We start from the raw sequence: 20,786 nt of genomic DNA, 5'->3' as shown, positions 1-20,786 counted from the left end.
CTCATCCTCCGCGCGTCACGGGCGCCACGCGCGCCCATTCCTCGTCCGAATACAGCCGCGAGCGCAGCAGGAAACGCTTGCCCTCGGCGCTGTCGAGCGAAAAGGCGCCGCCCCGGCCCGGGACGGCGTCGATGATGAGCTGGGTGTGCTCCCAGTAGGCGAACTGGTCCTCGCCCATGTAGAACGGGCAGCCTTCCAGTTCGCCCAGCAGCACGTCCGAGCCGCCCACCATGAATTCCCCCAGCGCATAGCACATGGGCGAGCTGCCGTCGCAGCAGCCGCCCGACTGGTGGAACATCAGCGGGCCGTGCTTGGCGCGCAGCGTGTCGATCAGGCGGCGCGCCTCGTCGGTCGCGACCACGCGCGGCGTATGCTCTGCCATGATGTCGTCCTCCCGGGCGCGCCCGGCCGCCGGGCCAGGCGCGCCCGCCGGTCGCGGGTCAGAAGAAGCCCAGCTTCTTGGGCGAGTAGCTCACCAGCAGGTTCTTGGTCTGCTGGTAGTGGTTGAGCATCATCTTGTGGTTCTCGCGCCCGATGCCGGATTGCTTGTAGCCGCCGAACGCGGCATGCGCCGGATAGGCGTGATAGCAATTGGTCCACACCCGCCCGGCCTTGATCGCGCGTCCCATGCGATAGCAGGTATTGGCGTCGCGCGACCAGACGCCGGCGCCCAGGCCGTAGAGCGTGTCGTTGGCCAGGGCCAGCGCGTCATCGGCGTCCTTGAAGGTGGTCACCGCCACCACCGGGCCGAAGATCTCCTCCTGAAACACGCGCATCTTGTTGTGGCCCTTGAACACCGTGGGCTGCACGTAATAGCCGCCTTCCAGCGCGCCCTGCATCTGCGCGCGCGCGCCGCCGGCCAGCACGTCGGCGCCTTCCTGCTTGCCGATGTCCAGGTACGACAGGATCTTTTCCAGCTGCTCGGTCGAGGCTTGCGCGCCCAGCATGGTGTCGCCGTCCAGCGGGTTGCCCTGCTTGATCTGGCCGACGCGCTTGAGAGCGCGCTCCATGAACCTGTCGTACAGCGACTCCTGGATCAGCGCGCGGCTGGGGCAGGTGCAGACCTCGCCCTGGTTCAGCGCGAACATCACGAAGCCTTCCACCGCCTTGTCCAGGAAATCGTCGTCCTGCGCGGCCACGTCGGCGAAGAAGATGTTGGGCGACTTGCCGCCCAGCTCCAGCGTGACCGGGATGATGTTCTGCGAGGCGTACTGCATGATCAGCCGCCCGGTGGTGGTTTCGCCGGTGAAGGCGATCTTGGCGATGCGCTTGCTGGAGGCCAGCGGCTTGCCGGCCTCCAGGCCGAAGCCGGTGACCACGTTCACCACGCCCGGGGGCAGGATGTCCGCGATCAGCTCCATCAGCAGCAGGATGCCCAGCGGCGTCTGTTCGGCGGGCTTGAGCACCACGCAGTTGCCGGCGGCCAGCGCGGGCGCCAGTTTCCACGCCGCCATCAGGATGGGGAAGTTCCACGGAATGATCTGGCCCACCACGCCCAGCGGTTCGTTGAAATGGTAGGCCACGGTGTCGTGGTCGATCTCGGACAGCCCGCCTTCCTGGCTGCGGATGCACGAGGCGAAATAGCGGAAGTGGTCGATGGCCAGCGGGATGTCGGCGGCGCGGGCCTCGCGGATGGGCTTGCCGTTGTCCCAGGTTTCGGCCGTGGCCAGGCGCTCCAGGTTGGCCTCCATGACGTCGGCGATGCGCATCAGCATGCGCGCGCGCTCGGCGGCCGACGTGGCGCCCCATTTGGGCGCGGCGCGATGCGCGGCGTCCAGCGCCAGCTCGATGTCGCGCTCCCTGGAGCGGGCGTTGCGGGTCAGCACCTGGCCGGTGACCGGAGTCAGGTTGTCGAAGTATTCGCCGTCCGCCGGCTTCTGCCACTTGCCGTCGATGAAGTTGTCGTACTGGGTTTTCAGGTCCAGGCGCGTGCCATAGGTGTCGGGGGTGACTCGGGTCGCGATGTCCATGCTTGTCTCCGGTATTGTGTGTCGGGGGCGGCAGTGGGCTGCCTGCTCCGTATCAAGCAAGGACCATGCCAGTAGGGGCCGGTCCGCTGGACAGCGGGGATTGCGCGTGCGAAAGTAGGATTCCACACGCCGGGGAGATCGCCCTCAGCCGTCTGGCGGCCCCCACCCGCTGTTGCGTTATGCGACAGTGTTGCGGAACAGGCGTCGCAGAATGCCTGTCCCAGGAGACACGCATGGCCACTCATTCCCGTCAGCACACGCTGACGCAAGCGCGCCTGCTGTTCAACCAGCAGGGCGCGGTGCCCGGCGGCATGGTCGCCGAGCCCATCCTGCGTTCATGGCGGCGCTGCGCCGACCTGGGCTTCGACATGCGCGGCGTGCGCCGCACCGAGCTGATGACCCAGGGCGAGCTGCGCGAGGCGCAGCAGCGCAACGAGGCGCTGCGGCGGATGTCCGAGCCGGCCATGTCCATGCTGCGCCGCCAGGCCGGCGGCAGCGGCAGCCTGGTGATTCTCTCCGACGCCCAGGGGCTGGTGCTCGACAGCGACGGCGACGTCGATTTCGCCCAGCGCGCCTCGCGCGTGGCGCTGATGCCCGGCGCCGCCTGGGACGAGGCCGCCGCGGGCACCAACGCCATCGGCACCGCGCTGGTGGAAGGCCGGCCCATCGCCGTGCACGGCGCGGAACATTACTTCGAACCCAACCGCATCCTGACCTGCGCGGCGGTTCCCATCACCGACAACGAAGGCCGCACCGTGGGCGTGCTGGACCTGTCCAGCCAGGCGCGCGAGATCCGGCCCGAGGTGCTGGCGCTGGTGCGCGCGGCGGTGGACCTGATCGAGCACCGGTTGTTCGAGCAGGCCTTCGATCCGCACACGGTGCTGCAACTGCACACCAGCCCGTCGGGCCTGGGCCTGCCGGGCGAGGGACTGCTGGCGTTCGAGGGCGACCTGCTGGTGGGCGCCAACCGCTGCGCCCTGCAGGCGCTGGGCCTGGCCGCGACCGCCCTGGGCGTGTACCGCTACGCCGACGTATTCGAAGGCGATATCGAACGCGGCCCGGACGCGGCGGGCCGGGTGCTGACGCGCGCCGGCGCGGCCTACCATGCGCGCCTGCGCCGCCCGCCGGTGCGCGCCCGCCAGGCCCCGGCCGCGCCGGTCGCGCCGCCGGCCGCCTCGCGCCCCGCCGCGCCGAACTTCGACGCCGCCACGCTGGGCGCGCTGGCGCGCGCCGTGCATCTGTCGGATGCGGGCGTGTCCATCCTGCTGCAAGGCGAAACCGGCGCGGGCAAGGAAGTGTTCGCGCGCGAACTGCATGCGCGCAGCAAACGGGCCGCCGGCCCGTTCGTGGCGGTCAATTGCGCCGCGCTGCCCGAAAGCCTGATCGAATCCGAACTGTTCGGCTATGAAGACGGCGCCTTCACCGGCGCGCGCCGCCAGGGCAGCAAGGGGCTGCTGCGGCAGGCGCATGGCGGCGTGCTGTTCCTGGACGAGATCGGCGACATGCCGCTGCTGCTGCAGTCGCGCCTGCTGCGCGTGCTGCAGACCCGCGAGGTCTCGCCGCTGGGCGCGGCGCGCCCGGTGCCGGTGGACTTCGCGCTGGTGTGCGCCACGCACCGCCCGCTGGCGCACGCGGACGCCGACACGCAGGGCGTCGACACGCCGGTGCGGCCCGACCTGTATTTCCGGATTGCCGAGTACACCGTCACGCTGGCCCCGCTGCGCGCCCGCGCCGACCGCCTGGAGCTGCTGCGCGGCCTGTGGGCGGCGCAAGGCGCAGGGCCGCGCCTGCCGCCCGACATCGAAGCCGTCCTGCTTGCGTACTCATGGCCCGGCAACTACCGCCAGATGGCCGCCGTGCTGCGCACGCTGCACGTGCTGGCGGGGCCGGCGGGCCGGGTCGATGCCGACATGCTGCCCGCGGATATCCGCGCAACGCCGGCGCCCGCGCCTGGCGCCGCCGGCGATTCCGCCAACCTGCAAGCAATGACCGACGCCGCGATCCGCGACGCCCTGGCCGCGCATGGCGGCAACGTCAGCCGCGCGGCGCGCGCGCTGGGGGTGCACCGCAGCACGCTGTATCGGCGTATGAATGCCTAACCCACCAGCCGCGCCAGTTCCGCGCCCGGGTCCTTGGCGCGCATGAAGGCTTCGCCCACCAGGAAGGCGTCGACCTTGTTCTTGCGCATCAGCTTCACGTCTTCCGGCGTCAGGATGCCGCTCTCGGTCACCACGCGCTTGCCGGCGGGGATGCGCGGCAGCAGGTCCAGGGTGTTCGACAGGCTGGTCTCGAAGGTGCGCAGGTTGCGGTTGTTGATGCCCAACAGCGGCGTCTTCATTTCCAGCGCGATGTCCAGCTCCTTGGCGTCGTGCACTTCGACCAGCACGTCCATGCCCAGTTCGATCGCCAGGGTTTCGTACTCGCGCAGCTGCGCCGGGGTGAGGGCGGCCACGATGAGCAGCACGCAGTCGGCGCCCATCGCGCGCGCGGCGATGATCTGGTAGGGGTCGATCACGAAGTCCTTGCGCAGCACCGGCAGCGAGCAGGCCGCGCGGGCCTGGCGCAGGTGGTCGTGCGAGCCCTGGAAGAACTGCACGTCGGTCAGCACCGACAGGCAGGCCGCGCCGTGCACGGCGTAGGAGGCGGCGATTTCGGCGGGGGCGAAGCCCTCGCGCAGCACGCCCTTGGAAGGCGAGGCTTTCTTGATTTCGGCGATGACGCCGGCCTTGCCCTGCGCGATCTTGTCTTCGATGGCCTGGGCGAAGCCGCGCACGTCCTGGCGCGCCTGCGCTTCGCGCAGGACTTCGGCTTCGCTGCGCATCTGGCGGGCGGCGGCGACTTCCTCGACCTTGACGGCGAGGATCTTCGCGAGAATATCGTTCATTTCAGGAATTTCCGGGTATATGCGCAGAATTCTTCCAGCTTGGCTCGCGCCGCGCCGGTGGAAATCAGTTCGAATGCTAGCGCTAAGGCTGCGGGAATGGAATCGGCTTTATTGCCTGCATAAATCGCGAGCCCGGCATTGAGCGCGACAATGTCGCGGGCCGTGCCTTCGACATTCTCGAGCGCCTCTATGACCAGCTCGCGCGATTGTTCGCGATTGGACACCTTGATGCTGCGGTTGGACATCATGGATAGCCCGTAGTCCTCGGGATGAATTTCATATTCGAGGACCTTGCCGTCCTTGAGTTCCCCGACCATGGTGGCCCCGCCCAGCGAGGCTTCGTCCATGCCGTCCTTGCCGTGCACCACCAGCACGTGGCGCGAGCCCAGGCGTTCCAGCACGCGCACCTGGATTCCGACCAGGTCGGGGTGGAACACGCCCATCAGCTGGTTGGCGGCGTTGGCCGGGTTGGTCAGCGGGCCGAGGATGTTGAAAATGGTGCGCACGGCCAGTTCCTTGCGCACGGCGGCCACGTTCTTCATGGCGCCGTGGTGGGCCGGCGCGAACATGAAGCCGATGCCGGTGGCCTGGATGCATTCGGCCACCTGCTCGGGCGTGAGCACCAGGTTGGCGCCCAGGGCTTCGAGCACGTCGGCGCTGCCGCTGGAGGACGAGGCGCTGCGGTTGCCGTGCTTGGCGATCGGCACGCCGGCGGCCGCCGCAACGAACATGGCCGTGGTGGAAATGTTGAAGGTATGGCTGCCGTCGCCGCCGGTGCCGCACATGTCCAGCAGGTCTTCCGGATTGGGCGTGACCACGGGCGTGGCGAATTCGCGCATGACCTGCGCGGCGGCGGTGATCTCGCCGATGGTTTCCTTTTTCACGCGCAGGCCCATCAGCAGGGCGCTGGCGATCTGGGGCGACATCTCGCCGCGCATCAGCATGCGCATCAGATGCAGCATTTCGTCGTGGAAAATTTCGCGGTGTTCGATACAGCGCGTCAGCGCTTCGGCGGGGGAAATGGTCACGATGCGTCCTTCTCAGGCGAGGTTCAGGAAATTGCGCAGCAGGGCATGGCCATGCTCGCTGAGCACGGACTCGGGATGGAACTGTACTCCGTATAGCGGCAGCGTCTTGTGGCGCACGCCCATGATGTCGCCGTCCGGCGCGGTGGCGGTGACCGCCAGGCAGTCGGGCAGCGTGGCCGGATCGATGGTGAGCGAGTTGTAACGGATGGCCGTGTACGGGGTGGGCAGGCCGGTGAAGATGTCGGTGCCGGTGTGCGAGATCTGCACGGTCTTGCCGTGCATGATCTGCTGGGCCCGCACGATCCTGCCGCCGTAGGCCGCGCCGATGGCCTGGTGGCCCAGGCACACGCCGAGTATGGGTTTCTTGCCGGCGAAGGCTTCGATGACGGGCACCGAGATGCCGGCCTCGGCGGGCGAGCAGGGGCCGGGCGACACGCAGATGCGGTCGGGGTTCATGGCGGCGATTTCGTCCAGCGTGATCTGGTCGTTGCGCGCGACGCGCACGTCCTCGCCCAGTTCGCCGAAGTATTGCACCAGGTTATAGGTAAACGAATCGTAATTGTCGATCATCAGCAGCATAGTTTTCTCCGTGCGGGCGGTATTCGGTAGGGGCGGGGCCTGGGGTCAGATGGGTTCGTCCAGGCCATGCTGCACCTGCTCGGCGGCGCGCAGCACCGCGCGGGCCTTGGCCTCGGTCTCGGCCCATTCGGCTTCGGGGCTGGAGTCGGCCACGATGCCGGCGGCGGCCTGCACGTACAGCGTGCCGTCCTTGATGACGCCGGTGCGGATCGCGATGGCCACGTCCATTTCGCCGCCATAGCTCAGGTAGCCGGCCGCGCCGCCGTAGATGCCGCGGCGCACGGGTTCGAGTTCGTCGATGATCTTCATGGCCTCGACCTTGGGCGCGCCGGTCAGGGTGCCGGCCGGGAACGAGGCGCGCAGCACGTCCATGCTGCTCATGCCGGGGTTCAGGTTGCCGGTTACGTTGGACACCAGGTGCATGACGTGCGAATAGCGTTCGATGACCATGGTGTCGCTGACCTTCACCGAGCCCACTTCGGCCACGCGGCCCACGTCGTTGCGCGCCAGGTCGATCAGCATCACGTGCTCGGCCACTTCCTTGGGGTCGGCCTTCAGTTCGGCGGCCAGCGCGGCGTCCTCCTCGGGCGTGGCGCCGCGCTTGCGGGTGCCGGCCAGCGGGCGGATGGTGATCTGCGACTTGGGCTCGCCGTTTTCGACCACGCGCTCCTGGCGCACCAGGATCTCGGGCGAGGCGCCCACGACCTGGAAGTCGCCGAAATTCCAGAAGTACATGTAGGGGGAGGGGTTGAGCGAGCGCAGGGCGCGGTAGAGGGAGAGGGGGGAATCGCGGAAGGGCTTGGCGATGACCTGGCCGATCTGCACCTGCATCAGGTCGCCGGCGGCGATGTGTTCCTTGGCGCGGCGCACGGCCGCCAGATAGTCTTCCTTCTTGAAGTCGCGCCGCTCTTCGGTCTGCATGCTGGCGTGGCTGTACGGGATTTCGACCGGGCGGCGCAGGCGCACGCGCAGGTCGTGCAGGCGCTGCTGGGCGCGGCTGTAGGCCTCGGGCTGGGCCGGGTCCGCGTAGACCATCAGGTAGATGCGGCCGGCCAGGTTGTCGACGATGACCAGTTCGTCGACGTGCATCAGCATCAGGTCGGGCGTGCCGCCTTCCATGCCGGCCGGAAACGGCTTGACCGCCGGGCCCAGGCAGGGCTCGATGTGGCGCACCGTGTCGTAGCCGAAGTAGCCGGCCAGGCCGCCGCAGAAGCGCGGCATGCCCGGGCGCAGGGCCACCTTGAAGCGGCTCTGGTACTGCTCGATGAAGGCCAGCGGGTCGCCGTCGTGGGTCTCGGCGATCTTGCCGTCGTGCAGCACCTCGGTGCGCGTGCCGCTGGCGCGGATCACGGTGCGGGCCGGCAGGCCGATGAAGGAATAGCGGCCGAAGCGCTCGCCGCCCACCACCGATTCCATCAGGCAGGTCATGCGGCCGGCCTGCGGGCCGGCATGCGCCAGCTTCAGGTAGATGCCCAGGGGCGTGTCCAGGTCGGCGTAGGTTTCGGCCACCAGCGGGATGCGGTTGTAGCCTTGCGCGGCGAGGGCCTTGAATTCGATTTCGGTCATGTGGGTCTCGTAAGCGTTCGATTTGCTTGCGGACCGGGCACATAGCAAAAAGCCCGGTCCAGGTTACTGGTTCCGGGCTTGGCTCTGTGGTTACACAGCTACGGCACTAGGCGGCATACGCGTCCAGGGCCGGGAGGGATCATCGCCACCCGGAAGACAAACGCCACCAGCGCCACGAGGCGCCGAGCATTTGGTTCTGGATGGAAACGTTCATCGGGTGATTCTGCTATGGAAACTTGGTATGGAAACCTGCTGGTCAGGAACCGGTTTTTGCCGTGGCGTTCGCCGCGGTGTTTGCCGCAGTGTTTGCCGTATTGCGGCTCTGGTTCCAGAGCGCGACCCACTGGGCCGCGTCAACTAGCGTGTCAACTATACCATCGACATCGAGCTCGCGCACGTCCTTGCCTTCGTTGTAGCCATAAGGCACCACCAGCACCTGCGTGCCGGCGCTGCGTCCGGCCTGGGCGTCGTTCAGGGAGTCGCCGATGGTCACGGCCTGCGGCGCCGTGACGCCGAGCAGGTCGCAGGCATGCAGCACCTGGTCGGGATCGGGCTTGCGGCGCGCGCAGGTGTCGCCGCAGACCACGGCGTCGAAAAAGCCGGCCAGGCCGGTGCGCTGCAAAAGCGGCAGCGTGAACTCGGTGGGCTTGTTGGTGACCACCGCCAGCTTCAGGCCCTGTTCGCGCAGCTGCTTCAGGCCGTCGATGACGCCGGGGTACACCTGGGCCTTTTCGCCATTGACCAGGTGGTAGTGGCGGTAGAAGGCGGCGCGGGCGCGGTCGAACTCGGCGGGCTCCGGGTCGGCGCTCTCCAGGCTGCCGGCCAGGCTGCGGCGCACCAGGTTGTCCACGCCCTTGCCGACGAAGGTCGCCACCACGTCCTCGCGCAGCGGGGACATGCCCAGCTCCACGCGCATGGCGTTGGCCGCGAAGGCCAGGTCGGGGATGGAGTCCAGCAGGGTGCCGTCCAGGTCCAGCAGCGCGGCGCGAAAAGCGGTCATATCGATTCCCGGTATCAGATGGCGGTGGTTTCGCCGACGGCGATCTGCTCGCGCATCGACTTGATGATGCCGGCGTAGTCCGGCTTGCCGAAGATGGCCGAACCGGCCACGAAGGTGTCCGCGCCGGCGCGGCGGATCTCGGCGATGTTGTCGATCTTGACGCCGCCGTCGACCTGCAGGGCGATTTCCTGGCCGCCGGCGCGGGTCCAGGCGTCGATGCGGGTGCGCGCCTCGCGCAGCTTGTCCAGCGCGGCCGGAATGAAGCTCTGGCCGCCGAAGCCGGGGTTGACCGACATGATCAGGACCAGGTCGATCTTGTCCATCACGTAGTCCAGGTAGGACAGCGGCGTGGCGGGGTTGAACACCAGGCCGGCCTTACAGCCGTTTTCGCGGATCAGCGTCAGCGTGCGGTCCACGTGGCGGCTGGCGTCGGGGTGGAAGCTGATGTAGTTGGCGCCGGCCTTGGCGAACATCGGCACCAGGTCGTCCACCGGTTCCACCATCAGGTGCACGTCGATCGGCACGGAAACATGGGGACGGATCGCCGCGCACACCATGGGGCCGATGGTCAGGTTGGGGACGTAGTGGTTGTCCATCACGTCCACGTGGATCCAGTCGGCGCCGGCGGCGACGACGTTGCGGACTTCCTCGCCCAGGCGGGCGAAGTCAGCCGACAGGATGCTGGGGGTGATGCGGGTGGAGGCCGAAAGGGTAGACATGATGTTCGGAGTCGGGGAGGGCATAATGTGCCATTATTGCAGTTTGAGGCGCGGTACCGGGAGTGGCCCGGTCCGGCGGGTCCGGCGGCCGCGCCTGCTACACAGGAAAGGACTGTGAAACCTTACGACCTGAGCGTCTCCGTCTCTCCACGCTTCGTGCCTGAACAGTCCGATCCCGGCGAACAGCAGTTCGTATTCGCCTATACCGTCCGCATCACCAACACGGGCGAACACCCCGCCCAGGTGATCAGCCGCCACTGGATCATCACCGACGGCAACCAGCGCGTGCAGGAAGTGCGCGGGCTGGGCATCGTGGGCCAGCAGCCGCTGCTGGCGCCCGGCGAAACCTTCGAATACACCAGCGGCTGTCCCCTGCCTACTCCGGTGGGCACGATGCGCGGCACCTATCACTGCGTCGGCGAGAACGGCATTCCGTTCGAAGTGCCGATCTCCGAATTCGTCCTGGCCATGCCGCGCACGCTGCACTGAATGGCCCGGTCCCCGTCGTACGTCCTGCCCTTGCTCATGAAGCGCATTTTCAGTTTGTCCGTGCTGTCGGTACTGCTGGCGGCCTGCTCCACGCCCTCCGACATTCCCCCCGATTCCGGCACGCTTCCCGGCGCGCGTCCGCCCGCGGCCGAAGGCCCCCTGGTGGTGCCGCCGCTGTCGGCGCTGCCCGATACGCCGCCGCGCGCGCTGGCGGGCAAGTTCAAGCCGGGCAACTGGTCGGAAATGCCCGGCTGGAGCAGCGACGACCTGTCGCGCGTGTGGCCGCTGTTCCTGCGCAACTGCCGCGGGCTGATGCGGCCCACTTCCGGCAACCTGGCCGCGCCGGCGCGCGCCACGCCGCGGGCCTGGCAGCCGGTCTGCGCGGCCGCCACCGACCCGGCGCGCGCGCCCGCCGCGGGCGACGGCGAGGCGGTGCGGCGCTTCTTCCAGACCTATCTGCAGCCGTGGCGCCTGAACGCGGCCGACGGCAAGCCGGCCACCAATACGGTCACCGGCTACTACGAGCCGCTGGTGCGCGGTTCGCGCCGCCAGGGCGGCAACTACCAGTGGCCGCTGTACGCCGTGCCCGCCGACCTGCTGACCATCGACCTGGGATCGGTCTATCCGGACCTGGCGGGCAAGCGCGTGCGCGGCAAGCTCGACGGCAAGCGCGTGGTGCCCTACGACACGCGCGCCGCCATCGAATCGACCGCCGGCCGCCGCCCGCCCGTGGTGGTGTGGGTGGACGATCCGGTGGACAACTTTTTCCTGCAGGTGCAGGGCTCGGGCCGGGTGCAGCTCACCGACGGCCCCGACGCCGGCAAGACCATACGCGTGGCCTATGCCGACCACAACGGCCAGCCCTACGTGTCCATCGGCCGCTGGCTGATCGACCGCGGCGAACTCGCGCCCGACCAGGCCTCGATGCAGAACATCCGCGCCTGGGCGCAGCGCAATCCCAGGCGCGTGCCGGAAATGCTGAACGCCAATCCGGCCGTCGTGTTCTTCCGCGAAGAAGCCGTGGTGGACCCCGAACTGGGTCCCAAGGGCGCCTACGCGATCCCGCTGGCGCCGATGCGCTCGGTGGCGGTGGACGCCAGCTTCGTGCCGCTGGGCACGCCGGTGTTCCTGTCGACCACCTATCCGGCGTCCGATCGGCCGCTGCAGCGCCTGGTATTCGCCCAGGACACCGGCACGGCCATCCGCGGTGCGGCGCGCGCCGACTTCTACTGGGGCTACGGCGACGCGGCCGGGCAGCAGGCGGGGCGCATGAAGCAGCGCGGCCAGATGTGGGTGTTGTGGCCCAAGCAGGCCGGGGAGCCGACAGCAAGATGAGCCATCAGATCGTCGTTTGCGGAGCCGGCATCGTCGGCCTGTCCACCGCCCTGGCGCTGGCCCGCCGCGGCCAGCGCGTGGCCGTGCTGGCCCCGCGCGCCAGCGTGCCGGCGGCCGATCCCAACCACTACCATCCGCGCGTCTACGCCATTTCGCCGGCCAGCCAGCGTTTCCTGGCCGAGCTGGGAGTCTGGGACGCGATGCCCGCGGCCCGGCTCACGCCGGTGACCGCGATGGAGATCCACGGCGACGCCGACGGGCAGGTGAACCTCAATGCCTGGCAGGCGGCGCTGCCGCAGCTGGCGTGGATCGTCGAATCCGGCGAAATCGAGCGCGTGCTGATCCAGGCCGTGCGCATGTTCGGCATTGCCTGGCTGGAAGACCGCTGCACCGGCTATCGCAACGGCGCCATCGAGACGGAAGGCGGCGCGCGCATCGAGGCCGAACTGTTCGTGGGCGCCGACGGCGCGGCCTCGCCGCTGCGTACGGCGGCCGGCCTGAAGCACGAGTCCCAGTCCTATCACGACACCGGCCTGGTGGTGCACCTGGACGCGCAGCGTCCGCACCAGGGCACGGCCGTCCAGTGGTTCCGCGACGACGGCGTGCTGGCGCTGCTGCCGCTGCCCGACACGGCCGACGGCCCGCAGGTCTCGATGGTCTGGTCCATGCGCAGCGAGCAGGCCCGCGACTTGCTGGCCTTGCCGCCGGCCGAACAGACGGCGCGCCTGGAGGCCTTGCTGGCCGACGCCGCCGAAGGCCGGCTGGGAACCCTGAAGGTGCGCAGCAGGCTGCATGGCTTTCCCCTGACCCTGGAGCGCGCGCAGATGGTGGCGCCGGGCATCGCGCTGGCGGGCGACGCCGCGCACCGGCTGCACCCGCTGGCCGGACAGGGCCTGAACCTGGGCCTGGGCGACGTCGAGGCGCTGGTGCGCACGGTCGCCGGGCGCGAGCCCTACCGCACGGCCGGCGACCTGCGCGTGCTGCACCGCTACCAGCGGGCGCGGGCCGAGCCGGTGCTGGCCATGCGCCTGGCCACCGACGGCCTGCACAAGCTGTTCGCCTCGCGCGCCACGCCGCTGGTCTGGCTGCGCAACGCCGGCATGCACTGGGTCGAGCGCGCGCCGCTGGTCAAGCGCCGCCTGATCGCCGGGGCCTCGAGCAACTAGGTTACGCTAGGCCCTAGGCCGAACGACACGATATACGAGTACAGGAGCACAGATGAATTTCCGCATTTCCGCCGTCCTGGCCGCCGCGCTGCTGGCGGTGTCGGCCGGCGTGTCGGCCCAGGACGCCAAGTCCGTGTCCACGCAGTCCGTCGGCCAGGCCGGCAAGGACGCCAAAAGCTACGCCACGCCCCAGGCGGCGCCGGCCGATCCCGCGGCGGACGCGGTCAAGGAACGTTTCAAGCAGCGTTTCTCCGGCATGGACGTCACGGCCGTGCGGCGCACGCCCTACGGTTTGTTCGAAGTGCAGCTGGGCATGGACATGATCTACACGGACGAGAAAGTCACCTGGGTCATGGAAGGTCCGCTGATCGACGCCATGACGCGCCGCGACGTCACCCGCGAATCGCTGGAGCGGCTGAGCGCCGTGAAGTTCGACGATCTGCCGCTGGAACTGGCCATCAAGCAGATCAAGGGCGACGGCTCGCGCAAGGTGGCGATTTTCGAAGACCCCAATTGCGGCTATTGCAAGCAGCTGCGCAAGACGCTGGAAGACGTGGACAACCTGACCGTCTACACCTTCCTCTATCCCATCCTGTCGGCCGATTCCAAGGACAAGGTGCGCGACGTCTGGTGCGCCAAGGACCCGGGCGCGGCCTGGGACGACTGGATGCTGCGCGGACGCAAGCCGGCCGCCGCCAGCTGCGACGTGCCCGAGGCCGAACTGCTGGCCCTGGGCCAGCGCCTGATGGTGCGCGGCACGCCCACTTTGTTCTTCGCCGACGGCACGCGCACCAGCGGCGCGCTGCCCCTGGAGCAGCTCAAGGCCCGACTGAACTGACCGGCGCGCGCCGCCGGCCGGGAGGCTGGCGCCGCAAGCGCCACGCCACCCGGAGACCGCATTGAAAATCGCAATACTCGACGATTATCACGACGTAGCCCGGCGCTACGCCGACTGGACCTCGCTGGGCGGCGACGCCGAGGTGCAGATCTTCAACAACTACATTCCGCCCGAGCAGGTCGAGGCCACGCTCGAGAGCTTCGACGTCATCGTCGCCATGCGCGAGCGCACGCCGTTCCCGGCCGAGCGCATCCGCGCGCTGCCCGGGCTGCGCCTGTTGATCACCACCGGCATGCGCAACAACGCCATCGACATGCAGGCCTGCGCCGCGCAGGGCATCGTGGTGTGCGGCGCGCCCGGCAGCCCCGAGGCCGCCACCGCCACCGCGGAGCTGGCCTGGGCGCACATCCTCGGACTGTTCAAGCACCTGCCGGCCGAAGACGCGGCCATGCGCCGCGGCATGTGGCAGACGGCCATGCCCGAGCCGCTGGCCGGCAAGCGGCTGGGCGTGCTGGGCCTGGGCAAGCTGGGCACGGCGGTGGCCAAGGTGGGCCAGGCCTTCGGCATGGACGTGGTGGCCTGGAGCCCCAACCTCACCGACGAACGCGCCGCGGCCGCCGGCGTGGCGCGGGTGGACAAGCACGAACTGTTCGCCACGTCCGACGTGGTCAGCCTGCACCTGATTCTTTCCGAACGCACCCGCCACGTGGTCGACGCCGCGGCGCTGGCCGCCATGAAACCCACCGCCTATCTCGTCAACACCTCGCGCGCCGGCCTGGTGGACCAGGAAGCGCTGATGGACGCGCTGGTGAAATTCCGCATCGCCGGCGCGGGGCTGGACGTCTATCCCGAAGAGCCGCTGTCGCCCACCGATACGGTGCGCGACCTCGACAACGTGATCCTCACGCCGCACCTGGGCTACGTCAGCCGCGAGAATTTCGAGGCGTTCTACCAGAACGCGCTGGAAGCCGTGAAAGCCTGGCAGGCGGGGCAACCGGTGCGGGTGCTGAATACGTGAAACGTGCGGATGGTGGGGATACGTAGGATGGGTGTAGCGCGAGATTTCTTGGGCAAGAATTCAATTGTCCGTCGCGCGTAACCCATCGGCCGGCGGCAGCCGGCTGTTTGTCTCTTGCCACGAAAACCGGCGGCTGGCGCCGCCTGATCGGTTACGCGCGCTCGATATTTGAGTTCTTGCCCAAGAAATCTCGCGCTGCACCCATCCTACGTCCGAATCCCAAACCTCGCCCCCCCCCCCGAATCACCCGGCGCCGCCCGGCCGCGAGAACGTCACCTTCTTCTCGACCATGCCCTGCGGCGCGGTATCGCCGCAGGCGTCGGCGCCGTCCGCTTCCGGGTCCACGGCGTCGAACGCGGTGTCGCCGTTGGCGTCGGGCACGCCGGTGGGCTTGAGACCCACGAAATCGAACAGGTCGCGGTCCATCAGGTGCGAGGGCACCACGCGCGACAGCGCGTTGAACACATTCCACGAGCGCCCCGGATGCTGCCGGTCCCATTCCTGGATCATGCGGCCGACCTCCTTGCGCTTGAGGTTCTCCTGCGAGCCGCACAGATTGCACGGGATGATGGGGAACTGCTTGAGTTCCGCATAGGCGATCAGGTCGGTCTCGGGCACGTAGGCCAGCGGACGGATCACCGTGTGGCGGCCGTCGTCGGACACCAGCTTGGGCGGCATGCCCTTGGCCTTGCCGCCGTAGAACAGGTTCAGGAAGAAGGTGCCCAGGATGTCGTCGCGGTGGTGGCCCAGCGCGATCTTGGTCGCGCCCAGTTCCGAGGCCACGCGGTACAGGATGCCGCGGCGCAGCCGCGAACAGAGCGAGCACATGGTCTTGCCTTCTTCCAGCACGCGCGTGACGATGGAGTAGGTGTCCTGCGTCTCGATGTGGAAGGGCACGCCCAGTTCGGTCAGGTAGCGCGGCAGGATGTCGGCCGGAAAGCCCGGCTGCTTCTGGTCCAGGTTGACCGCGACCAGCTCGAACGGAAACGGCGCGCGCTTTTGCAGCTGCATCAGGATGTCGAGCAGCGCGTAGGAGTCCTTGCCGCCGGACAGGCACACCATCACGCGGTCGCCGGCCTCGATCATGTTGTAGTCGGACAGGGCGCGCGTGGTTTCGCGGGCCAGCCGCTTGGTCAGCTTGTTGCCTTCGTGGCGGAGTTTCTTTTCTTCGGCCGCGGTGCGCAGGCCGGGGGAGGCGATATCGTTCATGGTCAGCGCGTAATCTGGATTTCCACGCCGACTGCGGCGCAGTCGGAGAACGCCATGGGCTTGCTGATGCGCAGGCGCAGCGCGCGGATTTCCTGGAAGTCGGCCAGCAGGCGGGCGGCCACCTGCTCGGACAGGGTTTCGATCAGGTTCACGTGGGCCTGGGTGCATTCCTCCACGATGGCCTCGCGCAGGCGGCGGTAGTCGAGCACGCTGTGGATGTCGTGGTCGTCGACCGCGCGCTGAATGTCCACGTCGAATTCGGCGTCGACATGCAGGGGCTGGGTGGCGCGGCGCTCGTGCTCGAGGATGCCGATGCGGGCGTCGAGCGCGAGCCCGGAAAGGATGATGCGGCGTGTGGGCATGATGAAAACCTGGATGGCGTAGCCGGGAATTGTAAGGCGGCGGCGGGAAGGGGGCAGCCCGCTGGCTACAATCCGGCCATGCGCGGGCGCGCCGCGGTCAACAAGGGGTGAAATGCAACAGATGCACGATACGGTGATTGTAGGCGGCGGCCCGGCCGGCGCCTCCTGCGCGCTGTGGCTGGCCAGGCTCGGCCTGTCCCCGTTACTGGTCGAGGCCGGCGCCCGCCTCGGCGGCCTGGGCAACGACAATCCGTTCCCCGACGACTGGATCGCCGTGCTGCCCGGCGTCACCGGCCAGCAGGTGGCCGCCAACATCGACGCCAGCGTGCGCGCCGCCGGCGTGCCGCTGCGCCTGGAGACCCGCGTCACCGCGGTGCGGCCGTGCAAGGGCGGCATCGAGGCCCGCCTGGCCGGCCCCGACGGCGCCGAAAGCCTGGCGCGGGCGCGCACCCTGGTCATCGCCTCGGGCGTGCGCGCCAAGGGCCTGCCGGACCACCCGCCCGGCGCGACCTGGCCGGGCGTGCTGATCGGGCCGGGTTCGCCCATCGTGGCGCAGGACTACACGGGCCTGTCGGTGGCGGTGCTGGGCGGGGGCGACAACGCTTTCGAGAATTTCGTCTACGTGCGCAACCGCGGCGCGCGCGCCGTGCACCTCTACGCCCGCAGCGTCCGCGCCCAGCAGCAATGGGTGACGCGCGCCGGCCGCGACGGCGTGCGCATCGGCCCGTACCGGGTCGATCCGGCCGCGCGCAGCGTCGACGGGCGCCGCTACGACCTGATCCTGGTGTTCTACGGCTGGGAGCCCCAGGCGGGCTTCGCCGACAGCCTGCAGCTGGCGCGCGACGCGCGCGGCTACATCCGCACCGATTTCGCCACCGCCGAGACCAGCGTGCCCGACATCTACGCCGTGGGCGAAGTGGCCAACCGCATGCATCCCTGCGTGGTCACGTCCCTGGCCGACGGCGTGGTCGCGGCCAAGGCCATCCAGCGGCGCTGGGAGCGCGCCTAGCCGGCGCGCATTGCGCAAGCGCTAAGGGAAAATACGCATGGCATAGCGCGGCACGCTTGTTCAGAATTCCTTCCAGACGCGAGTTCGTCTTCATATTTTCGCCGACTGCCAGTGTTGCCAGTCAGGCGTAGGGCAAAAAGGCCCGAGCCGGAAAATCCGGCTCGGGCCTTTTCGTTTTCCGTTTTTCCATCGCTTTTCTTCGAATGGCGTTTCGATGCGCCGTGGGCGAAGCCTTGCCCGGAGAAACGAGGGTGCAGCGGACGGACGGCGGTCGTCGCGATGTGATCGGCAAAGGCGCCTGCCCAATCCCGGGCAGTTCGGGGCTTGCAAGCAGGCCCTGGCCGCAGGCTTGCCCACAGAAACGCACAGGAGCGCAATGATGAGCGAATACAACCGCCGCCGCTTTCTGCAGCACAGCGGCTCCATGGTCCTACTCAGCGCCGCGTCGGGGATGGCAGCCGTGCCCCGCCTGGCTTTTTCCCAGGACACCGTCAAACTGGGCTTGCTGCATTCCCTGTCCGGCACCATCGCCATCGCCGAGGCGTCGCTGGTCGACGCCGAGAAGCTGGCGATCGAGGAAATCAACGCCTCGGGCGGCGTAATGGGCAGAAAGATAGAGCCGGTGGTGGAGGACGGGGCGAGCGAGAACGCCGTGTTCGCCGAAAAGGCGCGCAAGCTGCTCGACCGCGACAAGGTCGCCGCCATCGTCGGCTGCTATACCTCGGCGTCGCGCAAGGCGCTGCTGCCGGTGCTGTCGCGCAGCAAGGGCCTGCTTTACTACCCCACCTACTACGAGGGCCAGGAGCAGGACGCCCGCGTGTTCTATCCTTCCCAGGAGGCAACCCAGTCGGTGATCGCGGCGGTGGAGTGGATGGCCCGCGAGAAGGGCAAGACCTTCTTCCTGGTCGGGTCCGACTACATCTATCCGCGCACGTGCAACAAGATTGCCAAGCCGGCCATCGCCCGTGCGGGCGCGAAGGTGGTGGGCGAAGAGTACGCGCCGCTGGGGCATACCGAATTTTCCTCGATCATCAACAAGATCAAGGCGGCCAAGCCGGAGTGCATCTACAGCACGGTGGTCGGCGGTTCCAACGTGGCGTTCTACAAGCAGTTGCGCGCCGCCGGCCTCGACGGCACCCGGGTGGTGCTGCTGTCGACCGTGGTGTCCGAGAACGAGATCGAAGGGATCGGCAAGGACAATGCTGCCGGCTACTACGCTTGCATGGGGTACTTCCAGAGCCTGCAGAATCCCGCGAACGAGAAGTTCGTCAAGGCCTTCAAGGCGAAGTACGGGCCGGACCGTGTCATCGGCGATCCGATGGAGGTCGCCTACAACAGCGTGCACCTGTGGAAACTCGGCGTCGAGAAGGCCGGTTCGTTCGAACCCGACAAGGTCATCGCCGCGACGGGCGGACTGACCTTGGAGGCGCCCGAGGGCACGGTGCGCGTGCATGAAACCAACCACCACGTCTGGAAAAAGGTGCGCGTGGGCCGCGCCCGGCCCGACGGGCAGTTCGACATTGTCTGGGAGTCCGCCGACCTGATCGAGCCCAATCCCTTCCCGAAGCTGTAGGCGGCGCCCGCAGGCGCTGGCAAACCAACCGCCGGCGGCCATGCCGCCGGCGCAGCCTGGAACGTGACCATGAATCTCGACATCGCGGCAATGCAACTGTTCAACGGGATCAGCCTGTTCAGCATTCTGCTGCTGATGGCGATCGGCCTGGCCGTCGTGTTCGGCCTGATGGGCGTCATCAACATGGCGCATGGCGAGCTCATGGCGATGGGCGCGTACACCACCTACCTGGTCTCGGTGGCCTTCCAGCATTGGGCGCCCGGATGGATGGACGTGTACCTGTTCGCGGCCATTCCGCTGGCGTTCCTGGTCACGTTCGCTTTCGGCTATGTGCTCGAGCGGGGCTTCATCCGATGGTTCTACAACCGTCCGCTGGACACGTTGCTTGCAACCTGGGGGCTCAGCCTGATCCTGCAGCAAACCTACCGCTCGCTGTTCGGCGCGCAGGAGGTCAGCGTGCCGCTGGCGTCGTGGCTCAGCGGCGCCTGGGAGCCGACCGCCGACCTGCAGTTCCCGCTGAACCGCATCTTCATCCTGGGGCTGACGCTGCTGGTGGCCGTGGGTGTCTATCTGCTGCTGTACCGCAGCGCCTGGGGCCTGCGGGTGCGCGCCGTCACGCAGAACCGGGCGATGGCGGGGGCCGTGGGGATCAACACGCGGCGCGTGGACGCGCTGACCTTCGCGCTGGGTTCCGGCCTTGCGGGCATCGCCGGCTGCGTCTTCACGATGATCGGGTCGACCAACCCCGGCACGGGCCAGCTCTACATCGTCGATTCCTTCATCGTGGTGGTGTTCGGCGGTGTGCAGAGCCTGCTGGGAACCGCGTTCTCCGGGCTGGCCATCGCGCAGTCCCAGACCACGCTCGAATACCTGATGAGCGGTTCCATGGCCAAGGTCACGATCCTGGTGCTGGTGATCCTGGTCCTCTATTTCCGCCCGAACGGGCTGTTCGCCAACAAGACGCGGGGATGAAGCGATGAAGGCTCTACACCGGAAAGCCGAGGAGATCGCGATCCTGCTGGTCGCGGCGCTGATCCTGGCCGTTCTGCCCCTGGCGCTGGACCCGTTCCGGCTCAATCTGGTCGGCAAGTACATGGCGTTCGCCTTCGTGGCGATCGGCATCGTGCTGACTTGGGGCTACAGCGGCGTGCTCAGCCTGGGCCAGGGCATCTTCTTCGGCCTGGGCGGCTACATGATGGCCATGTTCCTCAAGCTGGAGGCGTCCGCTCCGGAACTGCCGGACTTCATGGTGTGGAGCAGCGTGGAGAGCCTGCCCGTGTGGTGGCAGCCGTTCCATTCCCTGACGCTGACTCTGCTGCTCATCATTGTCTTGCCGGCCGCGATCGCCTACCTCTTTTCGCTGGCAATCTTCCGCAAGCGGGTCAGCGGCGTGTATTTCGCGATCGTGACGCTGGCGCTGGCGATGACGCTGACCGTGCTGATCGTCGGCCAGCAGGGCGACACGGGCGGCGCCAACGGGATCACCGATTTCCGCACGCTGCTGGGTTGGGACATCGTTGGCGACGATGGCAAGCTGGCGCTTTATTTCGTGGAGGCCGGCGCCCTGGCCGTGGCGATGCTGGCGGCGCTGGCGATCGTGCGCAGCCGGTTGGGCAAGATCCTGATCGCCATCCGCGACCGCGAAGACCGCGTGCGGTTTTCGGGCTACGACACCGCGCACGTGAAGGCCTGCATTTTCTGCGTGGCGGCGGTGCTGTCCTCCATCGGCGGTGCCTTCTTCACGCTGCAGGTCGGCTTGATTTCCCCGGGAGCCATCGGGGTGGTGGCTTCGATCGAGATGGTGATCTACGCGGCCGTCGGCGGCCGGCTGTCCATCCCCGGGGCAGTGATCGGGGCTCTGTTGATCGGCTTTCTCAAGTCCTACCTGTCCGAGACGTTTCCCGAAATTTGGCTCTATTTTCTTGGCGCGGTCTTCATCGTGGTGGTCGTGGCCATGCCCAACGGGCTGGCGGGAATCTTCGGCCAGATTCAGGCGCGCCGCGCCGCGGGGAGCACGCGATGAGCGCCGCCCTGGACCTGC

The 20,786-nt window shown here is 68.1% G+C and carries 20 protein-coding genes; 10 read left to right on the top strand and 10 right to left on the bottom strand.

All coding sequences use genetic code 11. From position 1 onward, the window contains the following. Position 1 precedes the first annotated feature (1 nt). Complete coding sequence (locus A6B37_RS14265) at positions 2-382, bottom strand: DUF779 domain-containing protein (protein ID WP_102773180.1); 381 nt, start codon at positions 380-382, stop codon at positions 2-4. Between the two features lie 58 nt (positions 383-440). Further along, entirely contained in the window at positions 441-1,970 is a 1,530-nt protein-coding gene (adh, locus tag A6B37_RS14260; RefSeq protein WP_102773181.1) for an aldehyde dehydrogenase, read from the bottom strand. Between the two features lie 233 nt (positions 1,971-2,203). Here adh and A6B37_RS14255 point away from each other — a divergent pair, with 233 nt between their 5' ends. Next, complete coding sequence (locus A6B37_RS14255) at positions 2,204-4,069, top strand: sigma-54-dependent Fis family transcriptional regulator (protein WP_111826118.1); 1,866 nt, start codon at positions 2,204-2,206, stop codon at positions 4,067-4,069. On the opposite strand, the gene trpC is transcribed toward A6B37_RS14255, so the two are convergent. The 6 genes from trpC to rpe form a co-directional block, all read right to left on the bottom strand. Further along, complete coding sequence (trpC, locus tag A6B37_RS14250) at positions 4,066-4,854, bottom strand: indole-3-glycerol phosphate synthase TrpC (protein ID WP_102773182.1); 789 nt, start codon at positions 4,852-4,854, stop codon at positions 4,066-4,068. The genes A6B37_RS14255 and trpC overlap by 4 nt on opposite strands. Continuing rightward, positions 4,851-5,882, bottom strand: a complete 1,032-nt coding sequence (gene trpD, locus A6B37_RS14245) for an anthranilate phosphoribosyltransferase (RefSeq protein ID WP_102773183.1) — start codon at positions 5,880-5,882, stop codon at positions 4,851-4,853. The genes trpC and trpD overlap by 4 nt, the downstream gene beginning before the upstream one ends. Positions 5,883-5,894: 12 nt before the next feature. Continuing rightward, positions 5,895-6,461: an aminodeoxychorismate/anthranilate synthase component II gene (locus tag A6B37_RS14240; RefSeq protein WP_111826117.1), complete on the bottom strand. Its 567-nt coding sequence runs from the start codon at positions 6,459-6,461 to the stop codon at positions 5,895-5,897. Between the two features lie 45 nt (positions 6,462-6,506). Next, entirely contained in the window at positions 6,507-8,027 is a 1,521-nt protein-coding gene (gene trpE, locus A6B37_RS14235; protein ID WP_102773185.1) for an anthranilate synthase component I, read from the bottom strand. A 256-nt stretch (positions 8,028-8,283) separates the two neighbouring features. Then, positions 8,284-9,027: a phosphoglycolate phosphatase gene (locus A6B37_RS14230; RefSeq protein ID WP_111826116.1), complete on the bottom strand. Its 744-nt coding sequence runs from the start codon at positions 9,025-9,027 to the stop codon at positions 8,284-8,286. 14 nt (positions 9,028-9,041) lie between these two features. Then, complete coding sequence (gene rpe / locus A6B37_RS14225) at positions 9,042-9,770, bottom strand: ribulose-phosphate 3-epimerase (protein ID WP_111826115.1); 729 nt, start codon at positions 9,768-9,770, stop codon at positions 9,042-9,044. Positions 9,771-9,860: 90 nt separating this feature from the next. Here rpe and apaG point away from each other — a divergent pair, with 90 nt between their 5' ends. The 5 genes from apaG to A6B37_RS14200 all read left to right on the top strand — a co-directional run bounded on the left by apaG (position 9,861) and on the right by A6B37_RS14200 (position 14,592). Then, positions 9,861-10,235 (top strand): Co2+/Mg2+ efflux protein ApaG, encoded by a 375-nt coding sequence (gene apaG / locus A6B37_RS14220; protein WP_039882644.1) that lies wholly within the window; start codon positions 9,861-9,863, stop codon positions 10,233-10,235. A 36-nt stretch (positions 10,236-10,271) separates the two neighbouring features. Beyond that, positions 10,272-11,570 carry an MltA domain-containing protein gene (locus tag A6B37_RS14215; protein WP_111826114.1) on the top strand — a complete coding sequence of 433 codons (1,299 nt, stop codon included), beginning with the start codon at positions 10,272-10,274 and terminating at the stop codon, positions 11,568-11,570. Next, on the top strand, positions 11,567-12,736 hold the full coding sequence (locus tag A6B37_RS14210) for a UbiH/UbiF family hydroxylase (RefSeq protein WP_111826113.1): 1,170 nt from the start codon (positions 11,567-11,569) through the stop codon (positions 12,734-12,736). Before A6B37_RS14215 ends, A6B37_RS14210 begins: the two co-directional genes overlap by 4 nt. A 52-nt stretch (positions 12,737-12,788) precedes the next feature. Beyond that, complete coding sequence (locus tag A6B37_RS14205; RefSeq protein WP_111826112.1) at positions 12,789-13,574, top strand: DsbC family protein; 786 nt, start codon at positions 12,789-12,791, stop codon at positions 13,572-13,574. Between the two features lie 61 nt (positions 13,575-13,635). Further along, a complete protein-coding gene (locus A6B37_RS14200) occupies positions 13,636-14,592 on the top strand; it encodes a D-2-hydroxyacid dehydrogenase family protein (RefSeq protein WP_111826111.1) in 957 nt (318 codons plus the stop codon). A 243-nt stretch (positions 14,593-14,835) separates the two neighbouring features. Here A6B37_RS14200 and ttcA read toward each other — a convergent pair whose 3' ends face one another. Then, on the bottom strand, positions 14,836-15,801 hold the full coding sequence (ttcA, locus tag A6B37_RS14195) for a tRNA 2-thiocytidine(32) synthetase TtcA (RefSeq protein ID WP_111826110.1): 966 nt from the start codon (positions 15,799-15,801) through the stop codon (positions 14,836-14,838). Between the two features lie 2 nt (positions 15,802-15,803). Beyond that, on the bottom strand, positions 15,804-16,163 hold the full coding sequence (gene folB / locus A6B37_RS14190) for a dihydroneopterin aldolase (RefSeq protein WP_102773193.1): 360 nt from the start codon (positions 16,161-16,163) through the stop codon (positions 15,804-15,806). Between the two features lie 112 nt (positions 16,164-16,275). On the opposite strand from folB, the gene A6B37_RS14185 reads away from it, so the two are divergent. The 4 genes from A6B37_RS14185 (at position 16,276) to urtC (ending at position 20,768) form a co-directional block, all read left to right on the top strand. Next, positions 16,276-17,172, top strand: coding sequence for an NAD(P)/FAD-dependent oxidoreductase (locus tag A6B37_RS14185; protein ID WP_111826109.1), 897 nt, complete (start codon positions 16,276-16,278; stop codon positions 17,170-17,172). A 379-nt stretch (positions 17,173-17,551) separates the two neighbouring features. Continuing rightward, positions 17,552-18,745, top strand: a complete 1,194-nt coding sequence (urtA, locus tag A6B37_RS14180) for an urea ABC transporter substrate-binding protein (RefSeq protein WP_111826108.1) — start codon at positions 17,552-17,554, stop codon at positions 18,743-18,745. Positions 18,746-18,814: 69 nt separating this feature from the next. Continuing rightward, entirely contained in the window at positions 18,815-19,717 is a 903-nt protein-coding gene (urtB, locus tag A6B37_RS14175; protein ID WP_111826107.1) for an urea ABC transporter permease subunit UrtB, read from the top strand. 4 nt (positions 19,718-19,721) lie between these two features. After that, on the top strand, positions 19,722-20,768 hold the full coding sequence (gene urtC, locus A6B37_RS14170) for an urea ABC transporter permease subunit UrtC (RefSeq protein ID WP_111826106.1): 1,047 nt from the start codon (positions 19,722-19,724) through the stop codon (positions 20,766-20,768). Positions 20,769-20,786 lie beyond the last annotated feature (18 nt).

It is taken from the genome of Achromobacter sp. HZ01 (assembly GCF_003267925.1).
In the GTDB taxonomy this organism is placed as follows: Bacteria; Pseudomonadota; Gammaproteobacteria; order Burkholderiales; family Burkholderiaceae_B; genus Achromobacter; species Achromobacter pulmonis_A.
Note: the sequence above shows the minus strand (reverse complement) of the source record. Positions and strands in the feature narration are given on the sequence as shown.